Source organism: Anabaena sp. UHCC 0187, from assembly GCF_009712035.1.
Classification (GTDB): domain Bacteria; phylum Cyanobacteriota; class Cyanobacteriia; order Cyanobacteriales; family Nostocaceae; genus Dolichospermum.
Genome location: NZ_VILB01000011.1, coordinates 698078 through 722907, shown reverse-complemented (window position 1 = coordinate 722907; position 24830 = coordinate 698078). Strand labels below are relative to the sequence as shown.

The following is a 24830-nucleotide window of genomic DNA, read 5'->3' as shown; positions in this document are numbered from 1 at the left end:
GGAATGACAAGCTGTAATTTTATCGGTATTAAATCAGGTAAGGAACAATTACCAATTGTTGAGTCAATAATAACGCCAAAGTTACCAGATTGGATAGAACAAATTAGTCCTTTGGGAGATGCAAAACCTCTCAATCAAATTCGTATTCGTTTTAAAGAAGCTTTAATTCCTGTTGAAAGTCTTGATAGTCCTCAACAGCAAAGTTTATTAACTAAATTTGCTATTTGGCCTCCTTTATCGGGACAGTTTCGCTTTTTAACTCCGCGTATGGTGGGTTTTCAAGCTGATAAAGCTATACCGAAAGCGACGCGAGTTAAGGTTACTCTCAAAGCTGGTTTAGCAGATTTAAAAAATCATCGCTTAAGTCAAGATTTGGCTTGGACTTTTAATACTGAACCGCTGCAAATTACTAATTTACCAGGGGTTAATCCCATTGAAAAAGCCGCAGTTGAACCAATTGATTTACAACCAAAGTTACAATTTACCTCTAATTTAGAATTGGATCTAGATTCTGTACAAAAGCATTTACAGTTAATTCCTGAAGGTAAAACTCAAGGTGTAGGGTTTAAGGTGGAATTAGCGAAGGAAGAAACACCAGAAAATTTAGATCCTTTAGACAAATTTGATCCTTCAGCTAGAAATTGGGTTTATAATCTTACTCCTGGGCAAAATTTAGAAAAAGCCACATCTTACCGGTTGACATTTTCTCCGGGTATTCTTCCTGCTAATGGTAATTTACCCAGTCAAAAGGAATTTGTTAGTAAGTTAGCGACTTATTCACCTTTAGGATTTGTGAAAATTAAACCCTATGGAGAACCAGATTCAGGGGGAACTTATGGCAGATTTATTAAAGGTAGTCCCCAACTAGAATTTAATAATATCTTATTAGCAGATTCTGCTCAGGAAAATATTAAAATTCAGCCAACACCAAAAAATATTGATGGTGTACTGCAAGTTTCTGGAGAAGATAGAATTGTCAGCATTAATCCTTATGCTTTAGAACCAGCTACTACTTATACAATTAATATTGAGAGAAATCTTAAAGATAAATTTGGACAAAGTTTAGGAAAACCAGTAACTATTAAATATGATACTGGTGACATTGCTGGCAATATTGCTGTACCATCAGATTTGAATATTTTTCCTACAGATAAAGATCTACAAATTAATATTGATACAATTAATTTACCAGAGTCAAAATATCAAGCTGCTTATCGCATTGTTAAGCCGACAGATTTAGTTTATACAAATATTGCTAATGATTTATTACCCGAACCTTCTAAATGGCAAGATTTTAAAATTAGGGGTAAGCAAAATCAGTCAATAAATATCAATGTTCCTCTCAAAGAAAAGTTAGGTAATAGTCAGGGAATGTTGGCTTATGGAGTGCAAGCACGAACTCATAAATATCAAGAAGACGGTAAACAATTGTGGAGAGAACCAACAACCTATGGAATGGTACAATTAACCAATTTAGGTGTCTTTTCTCAATGGTTTCCAGAATCGGGTTTAATTCGGGTTCATCATCTTAGTAATGGTTCCCCAGTTAAAGCCGCAAATATTGAAATTTATCAATCAAAATTAGCTGATAAATCTAGTCCTCAACCTGTACCCTGTGCAACTGGTAAAACTGATGAAAAGGGAATTTTGATAATTCAGAATAATGAATTAACACAATGTTATCCCAAATTGAAATCTAGTTTACCACAATTATTAGTAATAGCTAGTGAAAATCAAGATTGGGCATTTGCGAGAACTGAAGAATATAGTGGTGCTTATGGTTATGGAATTGATGCCGGTTGGGTAACTGATAAACCAGAATCACGAGGGATAATATTTTCTGATAGACAGTTATATCAACCCGGAGAAAAGGCTGCTTTTACTGCTTTTGCAGATTATTTAGAAAAGGGTAAAGTTCAGGAAGATAAAAATACAGTCTATCAATTAACTTTAGTAAATACTACTGGAAAAAATACAGATTTAGGAACAAAGACGACTAATAAATTTAGTACATTTTCTTTAGAATTACCAATTCCTAAAAATCAGCCTTTAGGTTTTTATACTATCAAAGCTAAAGGTAACAAGGGACAAGAGATTTCAGGAGAATTTCAAGTAGCAGAATTTAAACCACCAAATTTCAAAGTTGATTTACAGCTAAATAAAGAATTTGCCGTAATTAATGACAAAATTGATGTGCAAGTAGGAAGTAATTATTTATTTGGTTCCCCAGTGGAAGGAGGAGAAGCTAAATATTTTGTCACTCGTCAACAGGCTAATTTTATTCCTAAAGGGTGGGAAGAATTTAGTTTTGGGAGACAATGGTTTTGGCCAGAAGAAAGTCCCAATGTTCCTAATGATGTCTTACAAACTAACACCAAATTAGATCCGAATGGGAAAAGTAATCAAACTGTAACTGTAGCTAAAGATTTACCCTACCCCATGACTTACCGGGTAGACGTGCAAATTAGTGATGTTTCTAATTTATCAGTTGCTAATTCCCAAACTTTTACCGCTTTACCCAGTAATCGAATCATTGGTTTAAAAAGTAATTTTGTCGCTGACGCTGGTAAGGATTTTCCTGTAGAATTTATTGTCACTGACGCAACCGGAAAAGCATTAGAAAATCAAAGAATACATCTGGAATTACAACAGATGAAATATAGCAGCGTTACTAAAATCGTTGAAGGTAGTAAAACTCCACAAAATCAAGTTGAATATCAGACAGTTGGAAAAACAGATATTACATCTGGGAATACTTCTCAAATAGTGAATTTCAAACCTAATGTATCAGGTTCATATCGAATTCGGGCTAATTTTAGTGATAATAGAGATGAGATTACAGCCACAGATTTACAAATTTGGGTAACAGGAGAAAATCAGGTATTTTGGGGTGGAGAAGAAAAAGATAAATTATCAGTTAAATTAAATAAAAAAGAGTTTAAACCTGGAGATACAGCGACAGCTTTAATTCAATCTCCCTACCCAGAAGGAGAATTATATTTTGCAGTCATTAAAGATAAACCTCTCTATCAACAAGTTATCAAAATTAAAGGAGGTGCGCCTCAAATTCAGTTTACAATTACGCCAGAAATGTTACCTAATGCAGCAGTACAAGCGGTGTTAGTTAGACAAGGTAAACCACTGAATCAAATAGAACCAGGAAGTTTAGAAAATTTAGCCCGAATTGGTTTTGCAGATTTTAAAGTTAACCTAGCAGATAAATATTTAAAGTTGCAAGTTAACCCAGTTGAAAAATCTTTAGAACCAGGAAAAGAAGCAACTGTAGAACTGGAATTAAAAGATCATCAAGGAAATCCCACCAAAGGACAATTTACTGTCATGGTGGTCAATGAAGCAGTGTTACAATTAACTGGTTATCGTCCGCCAAATTTGGTAGATACTGTTTATGCAGAACAATCAATTTCTACCCGATTTAGTGATAATCGTCGTGATGTTAAATTAGCACCATTACCGACAAGTTTACCCAAAGGTTGGGGTTATGGTGGTGGCTTATCAAATGGTTTAGCAAATACTCGGATTCGTGAAGATTTTCAAGCTTTAGCTTATTACAATGGTTCGGTAATTAGTGATGAAAATGGTAAGGCGAAAATCACCTTTAAATTACCCGATAACTTAACAACTTGGCGGATAATGGTGGTGGGTACAGATGGAAATTTGCGGTTTGGGAATGGTGAAGCAACATTTATCACCACAAAGCCATTAATAACTAATGCTATTTTGCCACAATTTGCCCGCACAGGCGATCGCATTTTGGCAGGTTTATCTGTCACCAACACCACTACAAACACCGGAAATCTGACTATTAACGGTGAAGTTAGCGGTTCTCTCAACTTCGCGGAAAATAACCCCAAAACCACCACATTACAACCAAAAGCCGAGTCAGCAACCCAAGCTTATCGTTTCCCCATGATAGCGGGTAATGTGGGCGAAGGTAAAGTTACATTTACCACCCAATTAAATAATATTGCTGATGCTTTTACTGTCCCTTTGGAAATTAGATCTTTAGAAATTACCGAACAAGTTGTAGAAACTGGTGTGAGTGAAAAACAGGTAAAAATTCCTGTGAATATTGCTAACAATACTTTCCGTGAAGCCGGAGGTTTAGATATTCAATTAGCTAGTACCTTAATTCCAGCAATTAAAGCACCTGCAAAACAAGTTTTAGAAAATAATGATTTACCATTTGCAGAACCAGCCACAAGTCAATTATTAATTGCTGCAAATCTGCAAACTCTCACGCAAAAATATAATCAAACCTTTGCCGAATTTAATCCTCAAGCACAAGCAAAATTAGCAATTGCACAATTACAAACTCTGCAAATAGCAGATGGTGGTTTTGCAGCATTTCCAGGACAAGAAAAATCTGACCCTTGGGTTTCTGCTGATGCTGTAGAATCTTTAGTTAAAGCTAATCAAAGTTTTCCTGATTTAGTTGATAGTAAAATCATTTCTAGTCTGAAAACTTATCTTCAAAATGTTCTCGCTAACCCAGGACAATACGACTTTTGTAAACAGAAACTTTGTAAATCTCAACTGCAACTAAATTCTTTACTTGCCTTAGCACAATTAGGAGATAAACGCAATAGTTTTCTATCAGATATTTATCAACAACGTAATGATTTTGATCTAGTTACTCAAATCAAATTAGCAAGATATCTCTATCAATTTCCTGAATGGCAAAATCAAGCCCAAATTATGCGGGTACAATTCCAAAAAAATATCTATGAAACTGGACGTACCGCAGTTGTAAATTTACCTCAAAGTTGGAGTTGGATGAGTTCAAATACTGTCACCCAAGCCCAAGCTTTACGGTTATTTATTGACCAAAAAACCAACCCCGAAATCATTGATAAATTACTGCAAAGTCTTCTTAACTTACGCAGAGATGGCACATGGGAATCTAGTTATAATAACGCCCAAGCCCTCACAGCTTTAGTTGCATATAGCCAAATCCAACCCACACCACCTAATTTTATGACTACAGTAAAATTAGCAAATCAGAAATTAGGAGAAACACGATTTAATGGTTATCAAAATCCCAGCTTGCAAATAAATGTCCCCATGAATCAATTACCTCAAGGTAAGCATGATTTATGGTTACAAAAATCTGGAAGAGGTAAATTACATTATTTAGTGGCTTACAAATATCGTTTGCAAGGAAATCAACCAGGAAGATTCAACGGTTTACGAGTAACGCGAGAAATTAGTAAAGTCAATGAAGAGAAAATTATCCAAAAAGTCGGTATGTATGCCCTTGATAAACCATTAACATTACAACCTGGACAAGTCTTTGATATTGGATTAGAATTAATTACAGATCATCCTGTAGATCATGTAGTCATTAAAGACCCATTACCCGCAGGATTTGAAGCTGTAGATGATAGTTTTCAAACTGCGACACCAGCATTACAAGCAAAAGCCGATAATTGGCAATTAGGATATAAAACAATCTATAAAGATCGGATTATTTCCTATGCAAATCATCTCGACCCAGGAGTTTATAGTTTACATTATTTAGTCCGTTCTGTGACTCCAGGAACATTCCTTTGGCCAGGTGCAGAAATACATCTTCAATATGCACCAGAAGAGTTTGGACGCAGTGCAGACTCCACATTAGATATCTTAGAAAAGTGAGTTTTTTTATGATGAACTAATTCTCTTTTCTCCGTGTCCTCTGTGGTTCGATAAATTTCCTCCAAACCACAGAGTGCAAAAATCCTACTGTACAATCTGATTCCGACAGTATTCCTGCGTTGGTGTCACAGAAGCAACTTCCACCTCTACAGGTTTTTCCGGAGTGGGGTTAATAATAAACTCACTTGCCCCTTCATGGGGTCTTTGAGGATTTCCCCAGTCATAGGTATAACCTAAACCAGACCAAGGATAATATTCTTGTTTGGCATTGGCGTAGGAATTGGTGTATATTGCCTTGACAACAGGACTACTATCAGGAACAGGAACAGGTAAAAGATCACAGCTAGAATCGTTAATTTCTCCATCAATACATGGTCTAGTTATATCTTCGGCTTTTACCCACATTTCTACAAAATGGGTTTTGGTGGAATATTTATTTAAGATTAACCCCAAATACTGTTGTAACCGCAATGAAAGTTCAACATTATCAGGAATATTGCTATCAATGGCTTGATACTTTTGACAAAATTCTTTCACTTGTGGTACTGCGGTAAACCAAGTTTGATAAGGTAGCAGTTTCTTTGTACCTATTGGCCAATCTGCATTTGGGTTATTTGTATATTTCCAAGTTGACATCAAATATTCTATTTTCCCATTATTTGATCTCGATTTAACTTGTGGATTAATTCTAGATAAAGCCAAGAGATTATTAACTACTTCATCTGCTAATGGTTGTTTCGCATCTTCAATACCTTCTGCCAATCTTTTTGTCAGCAGATTATAAGTTTCCGGTTGATATTGCAATAGATAATCATAGACATTTTGAGTTACTTCTAATTGCGCTAATTGGGTTTTTACTGCGGCTGTACTAGTCATTTCCTCAGCTAATACCCTATTTTGCCATCCGAAAACTAAAAATGCACAACAAAGTAAGCCGACAAATAATTTATGCTGCCAATTTTTCATGATTAATCACTGGGTACTTTGAATTTTATATCAAAGCTAATTCTACATGAAAATACCATCAGTTCCGTAGCAAGAATTATTAATAAATCATTAAAAATACTTAAATATATATTTAAACTATTCAGGATTTTTACTAGTGCAGGAATATACAGGAAAGACAACAGATCAAGAAATTATTTATGAAAACTGGAAAATGTATTCCGAGGTATAAATAAAGCGTAACTCAACCTTTAAGATACTGATAATTTTGCAGTTATTGATACTAAAATAGGCTGAAAAAGGGTTCATACTGAAGTTGTCTTATTCTCTAGTTCATTGACGAGAATCAAGATGTTACTTTTATATCTAAAACTGACAAACTTAATGTATCTATGTGATAAACTGCACAATTGGTAGTCTTAAATTGCCGACTATACCTTATAATTGAACTGACTTGTTTAACTTTCCTATCTCCAAACCTAGGATGTGAAGATATCCAAATCATCTGCTAATGTTACTGTGGGCATATCATCCAATTCATAACTATATTTGAAGATGTGGCGACAATTGCATTATTCCCGATTGGTAAATCTTCCTACTGTTGGATCTGATCTGGGGAGCTATCACAGTAATCAGAAGTAATCAATTGGTTAAAAACAATTGCACAGTAGACATAAATACTGTTAAATAAGTATGGATACCAAAAAGATTTAAAATAAATCTTAAATATTATCATTGACCATTTCTCGGTTCTAAATCATACCATATTGGAAGATAGTTATGTCAGTGCATGAACAGAATGCTGAAGTAAACACAGATGTGATTATTGATGTGAATCCTCAACCAAATAATAGGGGACAAAGAAATTCTCCGAATGTAGTTTCTTTAACCACACAAAAAGGAACTATTTCGCAGTTTCTTGCTCCCTTGAATAAGGATACTTTCAAAGGGGTAGTTCAAGAGGTTGAGCAGAAATTACAGGTTGTTAATCAAACCTTATCCATGTTGGATTATCAAGGTTTTGAAACAATCCTTCAGGAAATGCTGCATTCAATTACTCTCAAAACTGGGGAATTATTGGGAGCAGATCGGACAACGATATTTTTATTAGATGAAGAGCAACAAGAACTTTGGTCAATTTTAGCGGAAGGGAAAAGTAAACGCCCTTTAGAAATTCGGATTCCAGCCAATAAAGGGATTGCAGGTGAAGTTGCTACTTTCAAACGGGTTGTCAATATTCCCTTTGATTTTTATGATGATCCCCGCTCAACATTTGCCCAAGAACAAGATAAAAGAAATGGCTACCGCACTTATACAATGTTGGCATTGCCACTGTTAAATACAGAAGATAATAAATTAGTTGCGGTAGTCCAATTACTAAATAAATTAAAACCTGTTCATGATCTCAAAGATCCCCTTGCAGATCGGGTTGATACGAAAGGGTTTTCTGAAGTTGATGAAAATGTATTTCTAGAATTTGCTCCCTCTATTCGCCTGATTTTAGAATCATCTCGCTCCTTCTATATTGCTACTCAAAAACAAAGAGCCGCCGCCGCATTAATGAAGGCGATTAAATCCCTCAGTCAAAGTGGACTCGATTTAGAAGAAACCCTCAAACGGGTGATGAATGAGGCGAAAGAATTGATGAATGCTGACCGCAGTACACTGTGGTTAATAGATAGAGATCGTCATGATTTATGGACAAAAATTTATCAACCTAATGGTATCGCTAAAGAGTTACGTGTACCCATGGGTCAAGGCTTTGTCGGTATAGTGGCTGCATCTGGTAAAAAACTCAATATTCCCTTTGATTTATATGAGCATTCTGACTCCGGAACGGCTCAAAAAATGGATCAAAGTAATGGCTATCGCACCTGTAGTTTGCTGTGTATGCCAATATTTAATAGTGATCAAGTATTGATTGGTGTTACCCAATTAGTCAATAAAAAGAAAGTTGGGGAGTTTTCCGCTTATGATCCAGCTTCTTGGCCTAATGCTCCTGAATGCTTCCAAGCTAGTTTTGATAAAAATGATGAAGAATTCATGGAAGCATTTAATATTCAAGCCGGGGTGGCTTTGCAAAATGCTCAGTTGTTTGCCAAAGTTAAACAACAAGAAAAAATGCAGCGGGATATTTTGCGAAGTCTTTCCAATGGGGTGATTTCTACAGATCAAAATGGCGTAATTATTACAGCTAATGAACGTGCTAAACTATTGCTAGGCTTTCAGACTGAAGAAGCTTTAGAAGGCAAAATGGTGAATGATATTGTCACTATTAAAGAGGGAGACTTTAGTACATGGTTTCAGATTACTCTAGAGTCTAATAATTCTAAAGAGAGCCAGCAATATTATCCTGATCGCACTTTATTAACTACAGGAACAGAACAACACAGCGTTAACTTATCACTAAACAGCATTTCCGATGTTGAAGACGAAAAAAAAGTCTGTGGCGCATTGGTGGTCATGGAAGATATTAGTGATGAAAAGCGTCTGAAGAGTACAATGTACCGTTACATGACCCAGGAATTAGCGGAAGAATTGCTAAAATTAGATGATGCTAAATTAGGAGGCGATCGCAAAGAAGTTACTATCTTATTCTCTGATATTCGTGGCTACACCACCCTCACAGAAAATATGCAAGCTGAAGAAGTGGTCAGAATGCTGAACGAATATTTTGAATCAATGGTAGAAGCAGTCTTTAAACATAAAGGCACTCTTGATAAATATATCGGTGATGCCATTATGGCTGTGTTTGGTTCTCCCCTACCTTTAGCAGAACACGCAGTTATGGCAGTCCAAACAGCACTAGAAATGCGCGGTCGTTTGCAAGAATTAAATGAACTGCGTCAATTAACTAATCAATGTGCCATTAAAATTGGGATTGGCATTAATTCTGATACCGTAATTAGTGGCAATATCGGCTCTAGTAAACGGATGGAATTTACCGCTATTGGTGATGGTGTCAATCTTGGTTCTCGATTGGAAAGTGTTAGCAAACAATATGGTTGCGATATTATTATCAGCGACAATACATATAAAATCTGCCAAGATAGTGTTTGGGCAAGAGAACTAGATTACATCCGTGTGAAAGGACGCAATGAACCAGTCGCTATTTACGAGTTAATAGGCTCGCGCACTGATAATATTAATAGCTCCAAACTAGAACTAATTGAGCATTACCACAAAGGGCGTGAATACTATCTAAAACGTCAATTTACCTCAGCCCTCCCAGAGTTTGTTAAAGCCTTGTCCGCTGACAATCAGGATAAAGCCTCGATGTTATACATGAGTCGTTGTCAGCACTGGATACAATCACCCCCATCTGATGCTGATTGGGATGAAGGTGTGTGGACATTTAAAGAAAAATAACCATTTTTGGGTAATTTTTCTATTTACGCCGTGCTGTACTAGAAAGTTTCTGGATATTATTCTCTATAGGGAAAATATACAGGAACTTTCAGCTTTTTGTCCCATAGAGGTTTGAAAATAATTGATTTAAATCAGAGACATAAAATGCAAAAGATCCGATTTACTTTTATTGACCTTTTTGCTGGAATTGGTGGATTTAAAATGGCACTAAGCAATAATGGTGGTCATTGTTTAGGTTTTAGTGAAATAAATAAAGATGCAATAAATACATATTGCGAGAACTTTCAAATTGAACCTAGTTCTAACTTAGGAGATATTACCAAAATCAAAGAATTACCACCTCACGATTTATTAACTGCTGGAGTTCCTTGTCAAAGCTGGTCAATTGCAGGTAAAAATCTGGGTTTTGATGATGATAGAGGGCAACTATGGAACGATACAATTTATTTGCTTCAACAATCTCAACCAAAGGTATTTATTTTTGAGAATGTAAAAGGATTGGTTGACCCTCGAAATAAAAAGGCTTTATCATATATCTTAGAAAGAATTGAACAAGCAGGATATCATGCAAACTATTTTGTAATTAACTCGTTTGATTATGGTGTGCCACAAAATAGAATTCGTATATATATAATTGGATTTAAGAATCAGGAATACTTCCAAAATTTCACATTACCAAAGCCCATTGAAAACAAACTAAAACTTGGTGATATATTAGGTATTGAGTCACAGAAACGAATAGATAATAAGATTGTTCAGAGAGACTTATTTGGTAATATTCTTGAATCTAAAAATATGAGTCTTTCAAATACAAATGGATTCAACGATTACTTTTTATTTAACGACCTAAGAAATGGTCATACAACAATACATTCGTGGGACATTATTGACACTACTCAACGGCAGAAAGATATTTGCTTATTATTACTTAAAAACAGACGCAAAAGCAATTATGGTGAATTAGACGGAAATCCATTATCATTAGCACATTTTCAAAGTCTAGACTCGTCAATCAAACAAGAAGAAATTGATGAACTGATTCAATTAGACATCTTAAAATCTGAAGAGTATCGTTTTGTTATTAAAGAGTATAATATTAACGACTTGACAAAGGATGAAGCACTTCTACTTTCATTTACAAATAATGCAGAAATCATTGTTGATAGTTTAAGAATCCAAAAAGTGTTTAAATTAGAAAAGAGGTCAATTACAAAAATAATTCAATCTCTTAAAGAAAAAGATATTATTGAGTGTGACGAAATTCGCTATGATTTTAAAAATACTAAAATCAGCACAGGATTATTTGGTGTAAATCGCATCTTTTTGCCAAGTTCTGATATTTTCCCAACTTTAGTCGCAAGCGATACAAATGACTTTATAACTTTAAAGACAATCGCAGCAATAAATCATCATGATTTTAAAAACAAATTCATAAAGGAAGTTTATAACTCAAGAGAATTTAGAAAAATCACTAAAAGTGAGGCTTGTTTAATACAGGGATTTCCTCATGATTTTAAATTACCAGAGTCAAGAGCAAGATGGATGAAACTAATTGGCAATAGTGTTTCCGTCCCCGTAATTGATAAATTGTGTAAAGCCATTGTTGAAACTGGTGTCTTTGAAAATGAAGAGAAAGACCAAAATAATCAATCTATTGAATTGGATTTTCCAGACACAGAGACATTAAGCTTTGCAGAAGCGTTTTAAATTATTTCTTAATTAAACTTAAATTTTGTTAACAAACCTACCTAAAATTCCTTTAATAAGTTTATTTTTTTATTTCTTTGTAACAGTTAATTGATATTTGCTGTCAAAGTTATTCTTTTAGTTAGACTCTAAGAATACAACAAAGCAATTATTTTTATGAACGCTATTTCTAACCTTGAATTTAAACGGTCAAATTGGCAAACTGCCATGATATTGACGTTAGGCTTTTGGCTCAGTGCTAGTCTGGTTTTAGATTGGGTAATTATGCCTAGTCTTTATTTTGCTGGCATGATGAATGAAGCAAATTTTTCCACAGCAGGTTATGTGATTTTTGGGAATTTTAATCGCTTAGAATTATTGTCTGCTGCTGTGGTTTTAACGGCTGTATTAGCTATTAGCAAAACTAAATCTCATTGGGGTTTAGGTAGTATTGTTTTATCTGGACTTCTCTTGACAGTAGCATTACTAGATACTTATTTCCTAACTCCCCAAATGTGCGCTCTAGGAACTAATTTCAGCTTACTTGCTAGTAATCCACTTCCAGCTACAATGAACCTATTGCACAGTGGTTATTTCCTGTTAGAAGCCTTGAAGGTACTAGCAGGGGGTATTCTTTTGAACTGGTATTGGCGCGAAGCTTAATTTTTAGAAGGTAAGAAAATACACAGTATAAAGTATAAACACTGGTATTGTCCGGGATTTTGGCGATTGCTATCTAGCTAAACATTAACCCAATATTTGTCATACTAGATATAGTATAAAATAGTGTGCGAAATGTGGGTTAATAAATCGCCAAAAACCTCAATTTTTGGTTAGCTTATTATAAAGTAATTCCCAACAAACATCACCAGACTGTTGGCAAAGATAGTAGTAAAACTAATCATAATGATTAAAAAGTCAGATTTTGTCTTAGCTCCTCACATGAAGAGCAACGACTTACGCGCAACTTATCAAATCCTGAATACAGTCGTTCCCTATATTCTCTTATGGATTTTAGCAGTAAAAGCAGCAGAATTTTCTCTGTGGTTGCTGCCACCAATCATGATTTTGATCACACTATTTTCACTCCGTTCTTTTTCTCTAATGCACGATTGTGGACATTATTCACTCTTTAGATCGAAACGGGTAAATAGAGTAGTAGGATTTATGTTGGGAGTAATTAATGCCATTCCTCAATATCCTTGGTCAAGAGGTCATGCTTATCATCATAAAACAAATGGTGATTGGGAAAAATATCGCGGACCTTCTGCATTAATCTCCACAGAGGAGTTTAGTAAACTTAGTCCTTTTGGACAAAAGTGGTATGAATTTCTGAGGCATCCATTTATGCTGTTTCCGGGCGGTTTTTTCTACCTAGCAATTAAGCCCAGATTAGCACTAATCGCCGGATTATATGGATTTATCGGTCATTTACTGACTTGCATCCAAGCAAATCCGAGTATGGATATCAAGAAAATCATTTACTCTTATAAATCCCGAAATTGGTACACAACGGGAGAGTTTTTTGATCTCCTTTTTAACAATATTTGTGTAGTTAGTAGTTGGATTTATTTGGGTCATTTAATAGGGTTTGGATTTTTCTTGAGCGTTTACTCAATTACCCTCACCTTTGCAGCAGCGATTTTCATCTGCGTCTTCTTTGTCCAGCACAATTTTGATGGTTCTTACGCTCATAAAACCGAAGGTTGGGATTATACCCTAGGAGCATTAGAAGGCAGTAGTTACTTAGAATTACCCACAGTTCTCAAATGGTTTGCAGCGGACATAGGCTACCACAATATTCACCATCTTTCTGAAAGAATTCCTAATTACAATTTGGAAGCTTGCCACAATCAAAATAGTCATTTACTGACCCATGTAAAAAAGCTAAAAATAGCAGATATTCCTGATTGTTTCCAATTTATTTTGTGGGATGCGTCCGCGAATCGTCTTGTATCCATCGCTTCATTTCATCAATTAACCTCTGGCAGCATCAGTTTTATGTTAGAGTAGGCGATCGCTTTTGTAATCAGCATAAAGGCGGATCATTTATTTATTTGCTGTCTCTTATTCCTCGTCACTATTGGGTAATAAGAGACGGATAGCGAGGATAGCAAACCCCACAGCAGCGATCGCTTTTAAAATCCGTGTAGGCAAAAATTGGGACACTGCACCACCCGCTAATGCTCCCAGGAGACTGGTTAATACTAAAGCGCCTGCTGTACCAAAAAATATAGCTTTGCGAGATTGTCCTTGTCCAGAAAGAGCGATCGCTGCTAACTGACTTTTATCACCCAATTCTGATAAAAACACCGTTACAAAGCTTATTCCTAAAAGATGCCAGTTCATAATTCCCTAGTTCACAATATTTACAAGTATTAACCCTGAATTACATCCCAAACCAACATAACGGAAATCAGTAGTAACATCACCCCGGCTGATTTCTCGACGGTTTTAGGACTAAGTTTTGTGGATATCCAACCACCTAACAATACTCCCAGCAAGCTAGTAGTAATTAATGCTACTGCCGAACCCAGAAAAACCACCCAAGGAGCATGAGATTCTGCACTCATTAACAGGGTAGAAAGTTGGGTTTTATCACCAATTTCCGCGAGAAAAATGGTGATAAAGGTTGTCCCAAAGACCATAAATACAGATTCTTTAGGTTTGGGATGATCCTTAACTATAGGTTGATGTAACTGGCTTTCAGTTTCCGATAAGTTAGCAACGCTGACAGGTGCAGTATCAAGTTTCACAGGCGTTAGTTTTGTTTCTAAGTTATTTTCATATTCTTTTCATTTTCTCATATTGTTGTCATAAATTGCAACTTAACTGAATCAAAAACCCACAGCTTGATCAAAGCGGATTTGTTCTAAACTGCGATCGCCATAAACCCCGTCAATTTGCTGACGACAGCAATCAATAGCAAAATCGTTCACATCCTCCGCTTCAATCCCATACATTTCCTCAAAAGTCCCTGCTTCCACACGACAGAACCAAGGACGGGTGGAATAGATTTTACATTCTCGCGTACCATGATCATAATTTACGCACCATCCTCCCTCACCGACCATACTGAGATAAAGTTCTAAATCAGGTGGTGAAAGATACTCTTCTATATCTGGACGATCCGCTGGTGTCAGGTTACAACAAGCCCCACACTGAGATATACATTGCCAAGTAGCCATATTTTTAACCTTCTAGTATTCCTGCTATTCTACTTTTCTATGACTTTTCTTATAATTTTGTGAAGTAAATTAAATTTTAGATCCCCTAAACAGATATGATAAGTTGCGGGTTTTGTCATTGAATTATTAAATCTTTTTAAACCATTAAAACAATTGGGAGGAAAAAATGGACATTTTAGCTAACATCAATTGGGAAGTCGTCTTGCAGTTAACTTGCGTGGGACTAATTGTGGTTTCCGGTCCTATAGTAATCTTCGTTCTAGCATTTCGCAACGGCGACCTGTAAATTAGTTAATGGGTAATGGTTTATCTAATCACAAATTACCCATTTGCAATCATCGGGGTTTAAATCCCCGCTTAAAAAAGTTTTCAATCTTTAATTCTGCACAGAGGTTGACAAAGCCTGAATTGCAGTTTGCACAATCCCCTCATATATGGGTTGAGATAAATTTATCTGTTCAGCATTTTCGCGGTTGAAACCTAACAGACCAAATTTATCTTCTGGACGCATGACTAAAACTTTACCTTCAGAATTTTTGACTCTTAATTCCCTACTCACCCCATTTTCATAGATTCCACAGGTGTATTGACGCTGTTTATATTCAAAACTAGCCCGTGATGGATTTAGTGAATTCGTGAAAAGTTCCACAACGTGATTTGGCAATTTTGCACCAATTAACTCCATTTCAATGGTATTTTTGCCATTAAAGTTATTTTCCCGCAGTTTATAAGCAATATCCAATCTTGATGGTAAGGGAAAATAATCACCCCAACGCCATGCTATGCCTTTAATTTCCTGACGCTGATTGTCAATAGTTTGGGCTACAGTCAATTTAATGTGACCTTTACCAACAATTTTCTGTTCAATCACTTGGACATTCGCAGTCCAAAAAATTGGATCTGAGTTATCAATACCGCAAGGGTGGAGAATATTTAACTGCTGGAAAAGATCCTGATTAATTTCGTGAATATTAACTTGAGTATCTATTTTCAACAGCGGTTTAAGGTGTTGAAGTTCTAAACACTGATTTGCAAATGCAGATAACCGCAACCGGAACGCTGGTAAATTCTCCGCTGGTAAAGAAAATCCCCCCGCAGCTTTGTGTCCTCCAAATTTACCCAATAAATCCCGACAAACATCTAAAGCTGCAAATACATGAAATTCAGGAATTCCCCGCGCTGAACCCCGAATTATGCCTTCATTTTCATAAGTACCAATAAAAACAGGAACACCATAACGTTCTAGCAAGCGGGAAGCAACAATCCCAATTACACCATGATGCCAATTATCTTTGATAACAACTAATACGCGGTCTTTTTGTAAAGAGTTTACATATAAATCTTCAACAATGGCAATGGCTTCTTTTTCAATTTCTTCACACATTTGTTGACGTTGAGTATTAGTTTGTTCACACTGGATAGCTTTAGCTAGTGCAATACTAAAATCATCAGTTGTCAGCAAATCAATCACAATTTGTGGATCACCAATTCTGCCGATAGCATTAATTCGCGGTCCCAATCGAAAACCAATATCTTCCGGTTTTAAAGATTTGGCATTTTGGTTTTTTTCCCCTTCACTAGCTTGAACTCCAGCAATTTGAATTAAGGCTTGTATCCCTGGTAAATTAGATTTTGGCAATAGCTTTAAACCCCGTTTTACCCAGCGACGATTCACACCTGTTAAAGGGGCTAAATCGGCAATAGTTCCTAAAGTAAATAAAGCTAACAGCGGCTGCACTAAACCTTTCAGTTCCCCTAATTGTTGGGCTAAACAAACCGCTAAAATATAAGCCACACCCACACCAGCTACACCCCGATAAGGAGAAGATTCAGCTATCAGCTTCGGGTTGAGAATCGCGTTAGCTGGGGGTAATATTTTGGGAACATCATGATGATCTGTTATAATAACTTTTAAGCCCAGTTCTCTGGCTCTGGTAATTGGTTCAACCGCAGAAATTCCATTATCTACCGTGAGAATTAGTTTCACCCCTTCATCATAAAACTCTTCGACAATCCGGTTATTAATCCCATAACCATCGTGCATTCGACTAGGAATAGCATAATCAACATCAGCACCCAAAGCCCGAAGAGTTCTCAGCAGTACTGCAGTACTAGTCATACCATCGGCATCATAGTCTCCACAGATTGCTATCTTCTCTTTATTGGCGATTCCTCCGGAGCGCTTCGCTATCGCTAATTCCAATAATTCCACACTCGCAGCCAAATCAGGGAATTCTTCCAGGGGAGAAGGTAAAATTAGAGATTCTGGTTCTAAAAATATCTTGGCATCTTCTGGGGTTTCCATACCCCGATTGATTAATAATTGGCTGATAACGGGGGAAATATTGGTTAAATTTGCTAATCTTAAACTAGCTTCGGGATTTGTTGCTGCAATTTGCCAGCGTTGATTCGGTAAGCGTCTGGGGGATTGGTCATTGGTCATTAGTTATTGGTCATTACACTAGCTACAGATCATAAGTTTATAATATACTTACCTGTCCATCATTGCGAATATAGAGAGAGCGATCGCCTGGATAATCCCGACTATTTGGCCGAATTTCCAAAACCAAAGTCCCAAAATTCGGTTTGGAAACAACTCCTTTGACATATCTTCCCCCATCATCCCAAAACATCAGCGAAAATTGCTCTAATGTTCCCGGTTGTAAGTCAAATTGTAATTTTTCTCCCGGTTTTAAAGTCGTTTTTCTCAATTCTGGTAACTGTTCTAATTTCACATCACCATAACTGCGGTTCACAACTTGCACCCGGATATATTGCCCTGGGGTAAAATGAAGTGGAGCAGTACCACAACGGGAAGCACAAGTTCCCGCTAATGTCGTTTTAGAGTTAATTGCTGTTAACAGTAAGGTTGTCGTTAACAATGTGGCAGAAATCGCAAATTTCATCTTCATATTTTTACACCCTGATTATATTTTAACAGTTTTGCGTAATTCCTCACCCTATGAGTACATTGAGGGTGGGGATGTCAGCAAGTTAAAAACGAAACGTTCTTAAAATGTTTTTACTGCAAGTGAAAGAATTTTGAGGACAATTGAGTTTTTGACAAAATATTAGTTTTTCTGCATTTCCTGAGATTTTATGTATTCTTTTAGTGTTTCTAACGGCGCTCCACTAGCGGAAATAATGCAATAGGCATCTGTCCAAAAACTAGGATCTTCTTTCTTCAAGGTGATAGTATAGCATAAGTTAAGAAAGTGAATAGAGAGTCAATACTGCTCGGTTAAGCCTAAAAATTTATTGTATGGTAGGTTGGGTTGTGGAACGTAAACGTTCGCGGAGCAATCGGAACAAAACCCAACATTATCAAGGATTTTGTTGGGTTTCGCTGTCGCTCAACCCAACCTACATTTCCTTAACCGACAAGTATTGAATTCTTGTTCATTCTGACTCGGTGACTCCTGCTTCAAAACTAAAGAAATATACCTTAAAGAAAATGTCAATTAGATAAAGTCATAATTAGAATATTGTGGGGTAGGCAAGATGCCCACCCATTTTATTTTCAACTCAAATTAATTACCCAATCACGTAAATGTGAATTCACTTGTTCGGGAATTTCATCATGGGGACAATGACCGGCTGTGAGAAAATATTCGGTTAATTGGGGATAATATTCATGAAACTTTTGAGAACGTTCTCTAGCTTTCATCCAAGGATCTGCTTCTCCCCATAATAACAATAACGGACAAGTTAATTGTTTAAGTAAAATGTCAACTTTCGCTCCTTGAGGACTACTAAAAACAGAAACAAATACATCTAACGCCCCTTTGTCAAAAGCCGGACGCTGGATTTCTGCTACTAATTGATCTGTAATTGCATTTTTATCAAGATAAACTTTTTCTAAAGTTCGACGAATTACCCACTTTTGGCGTGTATATTGAAATAATAAAGACTGGGATAAACGTTGTTTAAAAGCCCACTTTACTGTTTTACCCAAAAGTTTTTGTAAAGGATTTATGGCAGGTTGAATCTGATTTTCTGGTTGAGAAAATGGTCCAGCACTATTAAGTAATACCACACCAGCCGCACTATCAGGACGTTGGGAAGCAACGCACAAACAAGCGTAACCACCCAAGGAGTTACCAGCTAAAATTGTTTTTTTACCAATGACTTCACTGATAAAATCATGGAGTTGGTCGCGCCACAAGTCGCCGCTATACTGTAAATTAGGTTTGGCTGAACGCCCAAATCCTAACAAGTCAATGGCAAATACTTGGAAATCTGCACTCAAGTCTGTGATATTCTTGCGCCAATGGTCTGTGGAAGCACCAAAACCATGTACTAATAGCAAAGGTGGACGCTGAAGGTGTGGTTCTCCTGCTTGTACATAATACACATTGTGTCCGCGCCATTGCCAATATTGACCAGGAATCGGATTTGTGGAGGGAGCGATACTTGTTTGCATATTACAAAGAAATATTAAGTTACTGTGAATAATTGTAAATTAAATTATTTAACAACGGACAACTGACCACTAACAACTGACAAATAATAAAAATGATTACTGGAAAAACGCAACTTTTGGGAGTTATTGGACATCCTGTGTCACATTCCCTTTCACCACTGATGCACAATGCGGCTTTGGCTAAACTGGGATTAGATTATGTATATTTGCCTTTTCCCATTGCACCAGAAAATTTGGAGAAAGCGATCGCCGGGTTTGCTAGTATTGGTGTAGTCGGGTTTAGTATCACAATTCCCCATAAACAAGCAATATTACCGTTATTATCCGAAATTTCCCCTATCGCTCAAGCTATCGGTGCAGTGAATACTGTAACTCGTCAAGGTGATAAATGGGTGGGGACAAACACAGATGTCGAAGGATTTATTGCCCCTTTACAAACCACATATCATCAAGATTGGAGTCAGAAAAAAGCGGTAATTTTAGGGAATGGTGGTGCAGCTAGGGCTGTTGTTGCTGGTTGTATTCAACTTGGGTTGGCAGAAATTCACGTTGTCGGGCGGAATTTACAGAAATTACAAGCATTTCATCAAAGTTGGCAAAATTCACCCTTTGCAGAAAAATTCCAGGTGCATGAATGGCAAGAATTACCGAACCTACTCCACCAAGCTAACCTCCTGGTAAATACAACCCCCATTGGAATGTATCCCCATGTGGAAGAATCACCATTAAGTAGCCAAGAAATTAGTTATTTGCCTGGTGATGCGATCGCCTACGATTTAATTTATATCCCTAAACCGACAAAATTTCTGCACCTAGCCGAAAAACAAGGAGCAATTATTATTGATGGTTTAGAAATGCTCGTCCAACAAGGTGCAGCAGCCTTAAAAATCTGGTTACAACAAGATACTGTTCCCGTCACCGAAATGCGTCAAGCATTGCAAAATCACCTGGGAATTTGAGGATTCAAGGAGTCAGGAGTCAGGAGTCAGGAGTCAGAAGTCAGAAGAAAGAAAGAAAGAAAGAAAGAAGAAATTTCCCCCTGCCCCCTGCCCCCTGCCCCCTACTGCGGCTGCCGCATATACCGTTCCTGTCCTTGGGAATTATAGATAAATACGGGAAGTTGAGAATTTTGACTAATGACTTTGAGAGCTTCTTGCAAGCTTTGGAAGTGACTTTGTATTTCTGGATTATTAGCTTGAAATAATCGGTCATACTCAGGAGTTAAGCGAACATTAATTTTCTGGTTCTCGATGGTAAAAGTACAAATCCTAATGGTACTACTACAAGTGGTGTTGAGTTCAGCGCGAGTTTGGGTTAAATCACCATAGAGTTGGAATTGTTCTTGTGCCTGTTTAAGAGATGCTGTATAGGTTTCAATCAGGGGTTTAGCTTGATTGAAATAGAAAGTATCTTGACTCACTTGTTTAGCACTTTGTACAGCCTGCTCCCAAGCCTTAACTGCACCTTGCCATTGATTTTGATTACCATAGATTTTGGCTTGACTGGCGGCTTTAATAGCTTGTTGATAGGATGTGGCTGATGATTGTTCTTTTTTAGCGCGATCGCGTGCCACAGTGATTTTTGGTTGGTAATCTGCTAATAATTTGCGTGCATCCTCAATTCCTAAACTATCTACAGGAATAATTTTTAAGATACTAATTGCTGTCTGGAAGTCAGATTCCACCTTTTGCCATTCAGCCAGAGATTTAGCAATAGCTTGGAATTTAGTAGCGTCTTCCCCTAAAGTTTTGGCATTGGTAATTTTTTGTAGCCATGTTTCTTCTTTAATTAACTGCTGATTAATACTCTTTAAACTATTTTGATAGCTTGGTAAATTTGCTTTTACCAATCCATAGAATTCATTCCCAGGTTTAATAATCTCTAGTGCGGTGATTGCCTGTCCCCATAACTTTTGTCTACTGCGTAACTCATCCAAGCTCTTCGCGGGTGCTTGAGTTGTTTTCTGGACTGAGGATGCCATTTGTAAAGCTTTTAGCACCTGGTTGATTTTTGTGGACTGTTCAGAAAAACTATTAATTAATAACTGAGATTCTTGAGAACGGGGAGACCACTGAGGAATTTTTTGCAAATCGGCAACTACCGCATCTAGTTGTTGTTGCAATGCTAATAAGTCTTGTTCCGATTTAGTCCGCTTGATCTGTTGCGGATACCCACTCTTAAATTGCTGGGCTATTTGCAATTCTTTACATTCAGAAATTACACAACCACGATGGAGAACGAAAGCACCACCACCAGAAAGGAGAGCAATAACTACAGCCACACCAACAATAATTGGTAAAGGCGGAAATGATAGGGATAACTGTCTTTTTTTGGGTTTATCTGGGGCATTGGCAAAAGGATCAAACTTTTCCTCAAGTTCCTCAACTGCCTCAAGTTCCTCAGATTCATCCTCATCTAGAGATAGATTGTATAAAGTTGAGTCTGGTGATGAATAATCTGAGAAAGGTTTTTCAGAATCGGAGAGAAATGAATCAACAATAGGTTCGTCTTCTGTTTGTGTAAATGAAGATGATGATTTTTGCAGATCAAAAGGGACAAAGAGAGTGTCTCTCTCATTTCCGCTTTCCATCTCATCTTCTCTCTCTAATGTGGGAATCTGAAATCCATGGTCAGTTTGATCTACACTGGGAATCTGAAAATCTAGGAAATGTTTAGCATAGGGAAGCTTTTCTCCAGAAATTCTCAAGAAAAATTGTACCCGTTGAGTTTGGTAGTTAAATTGCCATTGTAGTGCTTGTTCTAATACCTCAAAAACGTGCTGTGTCTCAACTGTCACCCCAGGAGGGTGTTGAGTTAAAATCATCAATTCATCATTTTTAACAGCGCATTTCACCTGGAAACCCTGACTATCAGCCACTTCCGCCACTAATCTTTCCTGCAAAATATCGCCTAAAAGTTGTAAGTCTTCTTGTTGAACTGTTGCTTTCATAAAGCGTTACCGCCACTCTTTCTATATAGTTTTGATTATCAAAGGTCATGGGAATTGGGGACTGGAGACTAGGAATTAGGAAAATTGGGAGCAAGATTCAAACCCTAGTTTTACATCCAATAGAATCAGTTTCTAGCAGAAGGTTAAATTTGTCACGAAAAACACACACAAGGGGTGATGATTCACACTCCTATTTTTTATACAGCTAGATTATAAATTAGACAATCCAATGGCAAAATAAATTTTTCAGTTAGCCAAAGCCAAATTTTATAATTTTCGGTATTGTGCAGAATATCAGATAGCATCAGAAAAAGAGCGTTGGACTTGTCAATACAAGGTGTGTTTCAATGGATTTATTGGAGTATCAAGTTAAAGAATGGTTTGGTCAAATCGGGATTCCTGTCTTACCATCTCAAAGAATAGACCATCCTACAGATTTAAAACGGTTAAAAATTCGTTACCCGATTGTGCTGAAATCCCAGGTACAAGCTGGGGAAAGGGAAAAAGCTGGTGGAGTCAGGATTGTAGAAACTACGATTGATGCGATCGCCGCCGCCCAAAATATATTTAATCTGCCAATTTGGGGACAATTGCCAGAAGTGTTACTGGCAGAATCAAAGTATGATGCCCAAGAGGAGTTTTATCTAGCTGTAGTTTTAGATACTGCGCTATGTCGTCCCGTTTTGTTGGGTTCTCAAGAAGCAAATATCGAATGGGAAACCGCAGGGGAAAAAATTCAGCACGTAGTTGTAGAACAGGAATTTTCTCCATTTTATGCCAGACGACTGGCTTTAAAAATGGGTTTACAGGGGGCATTAATGCAGTCTGTGAGCGATATTGTCGAGAAACTATACCAGTTATTTATCCAAAAAGATTTGGACTTAGTAGAGATTCATCCTCTGGGTGTGAACTCCGCTGGCCAAGTGATGGCTCTCAATGGTAAAGTCAGGGTGAATGAACGAGCCATTAACCGTCATCCCGAAATAGCCGACATGGCCGCAAAAATGATCGTCCGTCGTGATGGTGATAAAAAAAGGAATGGTTTGTTGGGTAACTGGGATAGCTTGGAAATGGGCGGTAAAATTGGAATCTTAGGTAATGGTAAAGGTTCTGTATTAACAACATTGGATGCAATTGTTAATGCCAGTGGTAAACCTGGTAAATGTATCAATTTGCGCCATTTGTTTATGAGTGATACCACACCGACAACTTTTAGCGATCGCCTAGTAAGCAGTTTGAAAACTTTGGCTGAGGATCGGAGTATTCAAGTTATTCTCATCAACTTTTTGGGAACTATTCCTCAAGTTAACCAATTTCCAGAAATTATTACCAAATTTCTCGAATCAGACAGAAGTGAAATTATATCTCCGGTGTCAGGATCTAATGGTAACAAGAGTCAGCAACAGTTAAATTTACCCCGGTTAGTCTTACGTTTAGCGGGTTCTGAATTTAATCAGGTCAAAGAATATTTAGCCACACTTAAAATCTCTAATCAAACAATCATAGTTGTAGAAAATTTAGATGAAGCAGTCAAGGAAGCAGTTCGTTTAGCGAAGATACCTGTGGTTAAAAAAGGGAATAGGTAATCAATTAAAAATTAAAAATTAAAAATTAAAAATTGAACTACTCAATAACACCTAACAACTGACAACTGACAACTAACAAATTATGAACTTAACACCAGAAAGTAAAGTTTTAATCCAGGGCTTTTGTGAATTTATCTCAGCAACTCATATTGCTCAAATGCAAGCTTATGGCACAAATTTAGTAGCTGGTGTTGATCCTGGGCGTGGTGGACAGCAAATGTATAATTTGCCAGTATTTGATTTAGTGGAGGAGGTTGTGGAGAAATTTGGACAGATTGACACCACAATTATTTGTGTTCAACCTTATCAAGTTTTGGATGCAGCATTAGAAGCGATCGCCTCTAATATTCCCCAAATTATCATTACTACGGCTGGTGTCCCCCCCTTGGATATGGTGGAACTCCTTCGCAAAACAGAAGCTTGTGAAACTTTAATTATTGGACCCAATAGTCCAGGAATTATTGTTCCTGGCAAAATTCTCCTAGGTACTCATGAACGCGAATTTTACATCCCTGGTTCTGTGGGAATTGTCAGCCGTAGCAGTACCCTGACTTATGAAGTAGCTTGGGAATTAACAAAAGCAGGTTTGGGACAGTCAATTAGTGTCAGTATTGGTAGTGATGCTATTGTTGGTTCTTCATTCCTCCAATGGTTACAAATTCTCGATGAAGATGACACCACAGAAGCAATTGTATTAATTGGCCAACCGGGAGGGGGAAGTGAAGAAGCAGCAGCGCAATATATTACGGAAGCCATTGATAAACCTGTAATTGCCTATATTGCTGGTAGACACGCACCACCGGCACAAAACTGGCAACAAACAGGGACTTTGGCAACTGTAATTGGCCGTTCTGCTAATTTTGGCACAGCAGAAAGTAAATTAGCTGCTTTTGAATCTGCAAAAATTCCCGTTGCTGATAGTCCCTCTCAAATTCCTAAATTGCTGAAAAATATCCTCATTCCACAGAGTGTCAAGACCAAATAACAGCGAAACACAAAAATTAGTATGTATTTATACGATTTTAAAA

Annotated in this window: 18 protein-coding genes; 9 read left to right on the top strand and 9 right to left on the bottom strand. The window is 37.1% G+C overall.

Annotated features, from left to right (window positions below; genetic code table 11):
- Window positions 1-3: 3 nt before the first annotated feature.
- Complete coding sequence (locus FJR11_RS12400) at window positions 4-5655, top strand: alpha-2-macroglobulin (protein ID WP_371417515.1); 5652 nt, start codon at window positions 4-6, stop codon at window positions 5653-5655.
- An 84-nt stretch (window positions 5656-5739) separates the two neighbouring features.
- On the opposite strand, the gene FJR11_RS12395 is transcribed toward FJR11_RS12400, so the two are convergent.
- Complete coding sequence (locus FJR11_RS12395) at window positions 5740-6621, bottom strand: hypothetical protein (protein ID WP_168504017.1); 882 nt, start codon at window positions 6619-6621, stop codon at window positions 5740-5742.
- Window positions 6622-7380: 759 nt separating this feature from the next.
- Here FJR11_RS12395 and FJR11_RS12390 point away from each other — a divergent pair.
- The 4 genes from FJR11_RS12390 (at window position 7381) to FJR11_RS12375 (ending at window position 13668) form a co-directional block, all read left to right on the top strand.
- The gene (locus FJR11_RS12390) at window positions 7381-9969 is read left to right on the top strand and encodes a GAF domain-containing protein (RefSeq protein WP_168504015.1); all 2589 of its coding nucleotides are present in this window, start codon (window positions 7381-7383) and stop codon (window positions 9967-9969) included.
- A 144-nt stretch (window positions 9970-10113) separates the two neighbouring features.
- A complete protein-coding gene (locus tag FJR11_RS12385; RefSeq protein ID WP_168504013.1) occupies window positions 10114-11676 on the top strand; it encodes a DNA cytosine methyltransferase in 1563 nt (520 codons plus the stop codon).
- Between the two features lie 156 nt (window positions 11677-11832).
- On the top strand, window positions 11833-12318 hold the full coding sequence (locus FJR11_RS12380; RefSeq protein WP_168504010.1) for a DUF4149 domain-containing protein: 486 nt from the start codon (window positions 11833-11835) through the stop codon (window positions 12316-12318).
- Between the two features lie 243 nt (window positions 12319-12561).
- Window positions 12562-13668 (top strand): fatty acid desaturase, encoded by a 1107-nt coding sequence (locus FJR11_RS12375; RefSeq protein WP_168504008.1) that lies wholly within the window; start codon window positions 12562-12564, stop codon window positions 13666-13668.
- 54 nt (window positions 13669-13722) lie between these two features.
- Here FJR11_RS12375 and FJR11_RS12370 read toward each other — a convergent pair whose 3' ends face one another.
- From FJR11_RS12370 to FJR11_RS12360, 3 genes are all read right to left on the bottom strand, one after another.
- Complete coding sequence (locus FJR11_RS12370) at window positions 13723-14004, bottom strand: TMEM165/GDT1 family protein (protein ID WP_168504006.1); 282 nt, start codon at window positions 14002-14004, stop codon at window positions 13723-13725.
- 29 nt (window positions 14005-14033) lie between these two features.
- A complete protein-coding gene (locus tag FJR11_RS12365) occupies window positions 14034-14411 on the bottom strand; it encodes a TMEM165/GDT1 family protein (protein WP_168504004.1) in 378 nt (125 codons plus the stop codon).
- A gap of 81 nt (window positions 14412-14492) precedes the next feature.
- Window positions 14493-14843: a YkgJ family cysteine cluster protein gene (locus FJR11_RS12360; RefSeq protein ID WP_168504002.1), complete on the bottom strand. Its 351-nt coding sequence runs from the start codon at window positions 14841-14843 to the stop codon at window positions 14493-14495.
- A gap of 166 nt (window positions 14844-15009) precedes the next feature.
- Between FJR11_RS12360 and psb30 the strand changes: the two genes are divergently transcribed.
- The gene (gene psb30 / locus FJR11_RS12355; RefSeq protein ID WP_168504000.1) at window positions 15010-15129 is read left to right on the top strand and encodes a photosystem II reaction center protein Ycf12/Psb30; all 120 of its coding nucleotides are present in this window, start codon (window positions 15010-15012) and stop codon (window positions 15127-15129) included.
- A gap of 90 nt (window positions 15130-15219) precedes the next feature.
- Here the strand turns inward: psb30 and recJ are convergent, their stop codons facing one another.
- The 4 genes from recJ to FJR11_RS12335 all read right to left on the bottom strand — a co-directional run bounded on the left by recJ (window position 15220) and on the right by FJR11_RS12335 (window position 19266).
- Complete coding sequence (gene recJ / locus FJR11_RS12350) at window positions 15220-17286, bottom strand: single-stranded-DNA-specific exonuclease RecJ (RefSeq protein WP_168503998.1); 2067 nt, start codon at window positions 17284-17286, stop codon at window positions 15220-15222.
- 37 nt (window positions 17287-17323) lie between these two features.
- On the bottom strand, window positions 17324-17755 hold the full coding sequence (locus FJR11_RS12345; RefSeq protein ID WP_371417514.1) for a hypothetical protein: 432 nt from the start codon (window positions 17753-17755) through the stop codon (window positions 17324-17326).
- 159 nt (window positions 17756-17914) lie between these two features.
- Window positions 17915-18031, bottom strand: coding sequence for a transposase (locus FJR11_RS23885; protein WP_168503997.1), 117 nt, complete (start codon window positions 18029-18031; stop codon window positions 17915-17917).
- Window positions 18032-18363: 332 nt separating this feature from the next.
- Window positions 18364-19266, bottom strand: a complete 903-nt coding sequence (locus FJR11_RS12335; RefSeq protein WP_168503994.1) for an alpha/beta fold hydrolase — start codon at window positions 19264-19266, stop codon at window positions 18364-18366.
- Window positions 19267-19358: 92 nt separating this feature from the next.
- On the opposite strand from FJR11_RS12335, the gene FJR11_RS12330 reads away from it, so the two are divergent.
- Complete coding sequence (locus tag FJR11_RS12330; protein WP_168503992.1) at window positions 19359-20225, top strand: shikimate dehydrogenase; 867 nt, start codon at window positions 19359-19361, stop codon at window positions 20223-20225.
- 101 nt (window positions 20226-20326) lie between these two features.
- On the opposite strand, the gene FJR11_RS12325 is transcribed toward FJR11_RS12330, so the two are convergent.
- Complete coding sequence (locus tag FJR11_RS12325) at window positions 20327-22216, bottom strand: hypothetical protein (RefSeq protein WP_168503990.1); 1890 nt, start codon at window positions 22214-22216, stop codon at window positions 20327-20329.
- Window positions 22217-22563: 347 nt separating this feature from the next.
- Between FJR11_RS12325 and FJR11_RS12320 the strand changes: the two genes are divergently transcribed.
- A complete protein-coding gene (locus FJR11_RS12320) occupies window positions 22564-23802 on the top strand; it encodes a succinate--CoA ligase subunit beta (RefSeq protein ID WP_168503988.1) in 1239 nt (412 codons plus the stop codon).
- Window positions 23803-23884: 82 nt separating this feature from the next.
- Window positions 23885-24787: a CoA-binding protein gene (locus tag FJR11_RS12315; protein ID WP_168503986.1), complete on the top strand. Its 903-nt coding sequence runs from the start codon at window positions 23885-23887 to the stop codon at window positions 24785-24787.
- Window positions 24788-24830: the final 43 nt, after the last annotated feature.

Bases quoted from the DNA above. Each gene is read 5' to 3' on its own strand.
- FJR11_RS12315 (WP_168503986.1), top strand. From the start codon at position 23,885: ATGAACTTAACACCAGAAAGTAAAGTTTTAATCCAGGGCTTTTGTGAA.
- FJR11_RS12325 (WP_168503990.1), bottom strand. From the start codon at position 22,216: ATGAAAGCAACAGTTCAACAAGAAGACTTACAACTTTTAGGCGATATT.
- FJR11_RS12400 (WP_371417515.1), top strand. From the start codon at position 4: ATGACAAGCTGTAATTTTATCGGTATTAAATCAGGTAAGGAACAATTA.
- psb30 (WP_168504000.1), top strand. From the start codon at position 15,010: ATGGACATTTTAGCTAACATCAATTGGGAAGTCGTCTTGCAGTTAACT.
- FJR11_RS12360 (WP_168504002.1), bottom strand. From the start codon at position 14,843: ATGGCTACTTGGCAATGTATATCTCAGTGTGGGGCTTGTTGTAACCTG.
- FJR11_RS12390 (WP_168504015.1), top strand. From the start codon at position 7,381: ATGTCAGTGCATGAACAGAATGCTGAAGTAAACACAGATGTGATTATT.
- FJR11_RS12385 (WP_168504013.1), top strand. From the start codon at position 10,114: ATGCAAAAGATCCGATTTACTTTTATTGACCTTTTTGCTGGAATTGGT.
- recJ (WP_168503998.1), bottom strand. From the start codon at position 17,286: ATGACCAATGACCAATCCCCCAGACGCTTACCGAATCAACGCTGGCAA.
- FJR11_RS12335 (WP_168503994.1), bottom strand. From the start codon at position 19,266: ATGCAAACAAGTATCGCTCCCTCCACAAATCCGATTCCTGGTCAATAT.
- FJR11_RS12380 (WP_168504010.1), top strand. From the start codon at position 11,833: ATGAACGCTATTTCTAACCTTGAATTTAAACGGTCAAATTGGCAAACT.
- FJR11_RS12345 (WP_371417514.1), bottom strand. From the start codon at position 17,755: ATGAAGATGAAATTTGCGATTTCTGCCACATTGTTAACGACAACCTTA.
- FJR11_RS12395 (WP_168504017.1), bottom strand. From the start codon at position 6,621: ATGAAAAATTGGCAGCATAAATTATTTGTCGGCTTACTTTGTTGTGCA.
- FJR11_RS12375 (WP_168504008.1), top strand. From the start codon at position 12,562: ATGATTAAAAAGTCAGATTTTGTCTTAGCTCCTCACATGAAGAGCAAC.
- FJR11_RS12330 (WP_168503992.1), top strand. From the start codon at position 19,359: ATGATTACTGGAAAAACGCAACTTTTGGGAGTTATTGGACATCCTGTG.
- FJR11_RS12320 (WP_168503988.1), top strand. From the start codon at position 22,564: ATGGATTTATTGGAGTATCAAGTTAAAGAATGGTTTGGTCAAATCGGG.
- FJR11_RS12370 (WP_168504006.1), bottom strand. From the start codon at position 14,004: ATGAACTGGCATCTTTTAGGAATAAGCTTTGTAACGGTGTTTTTATCA.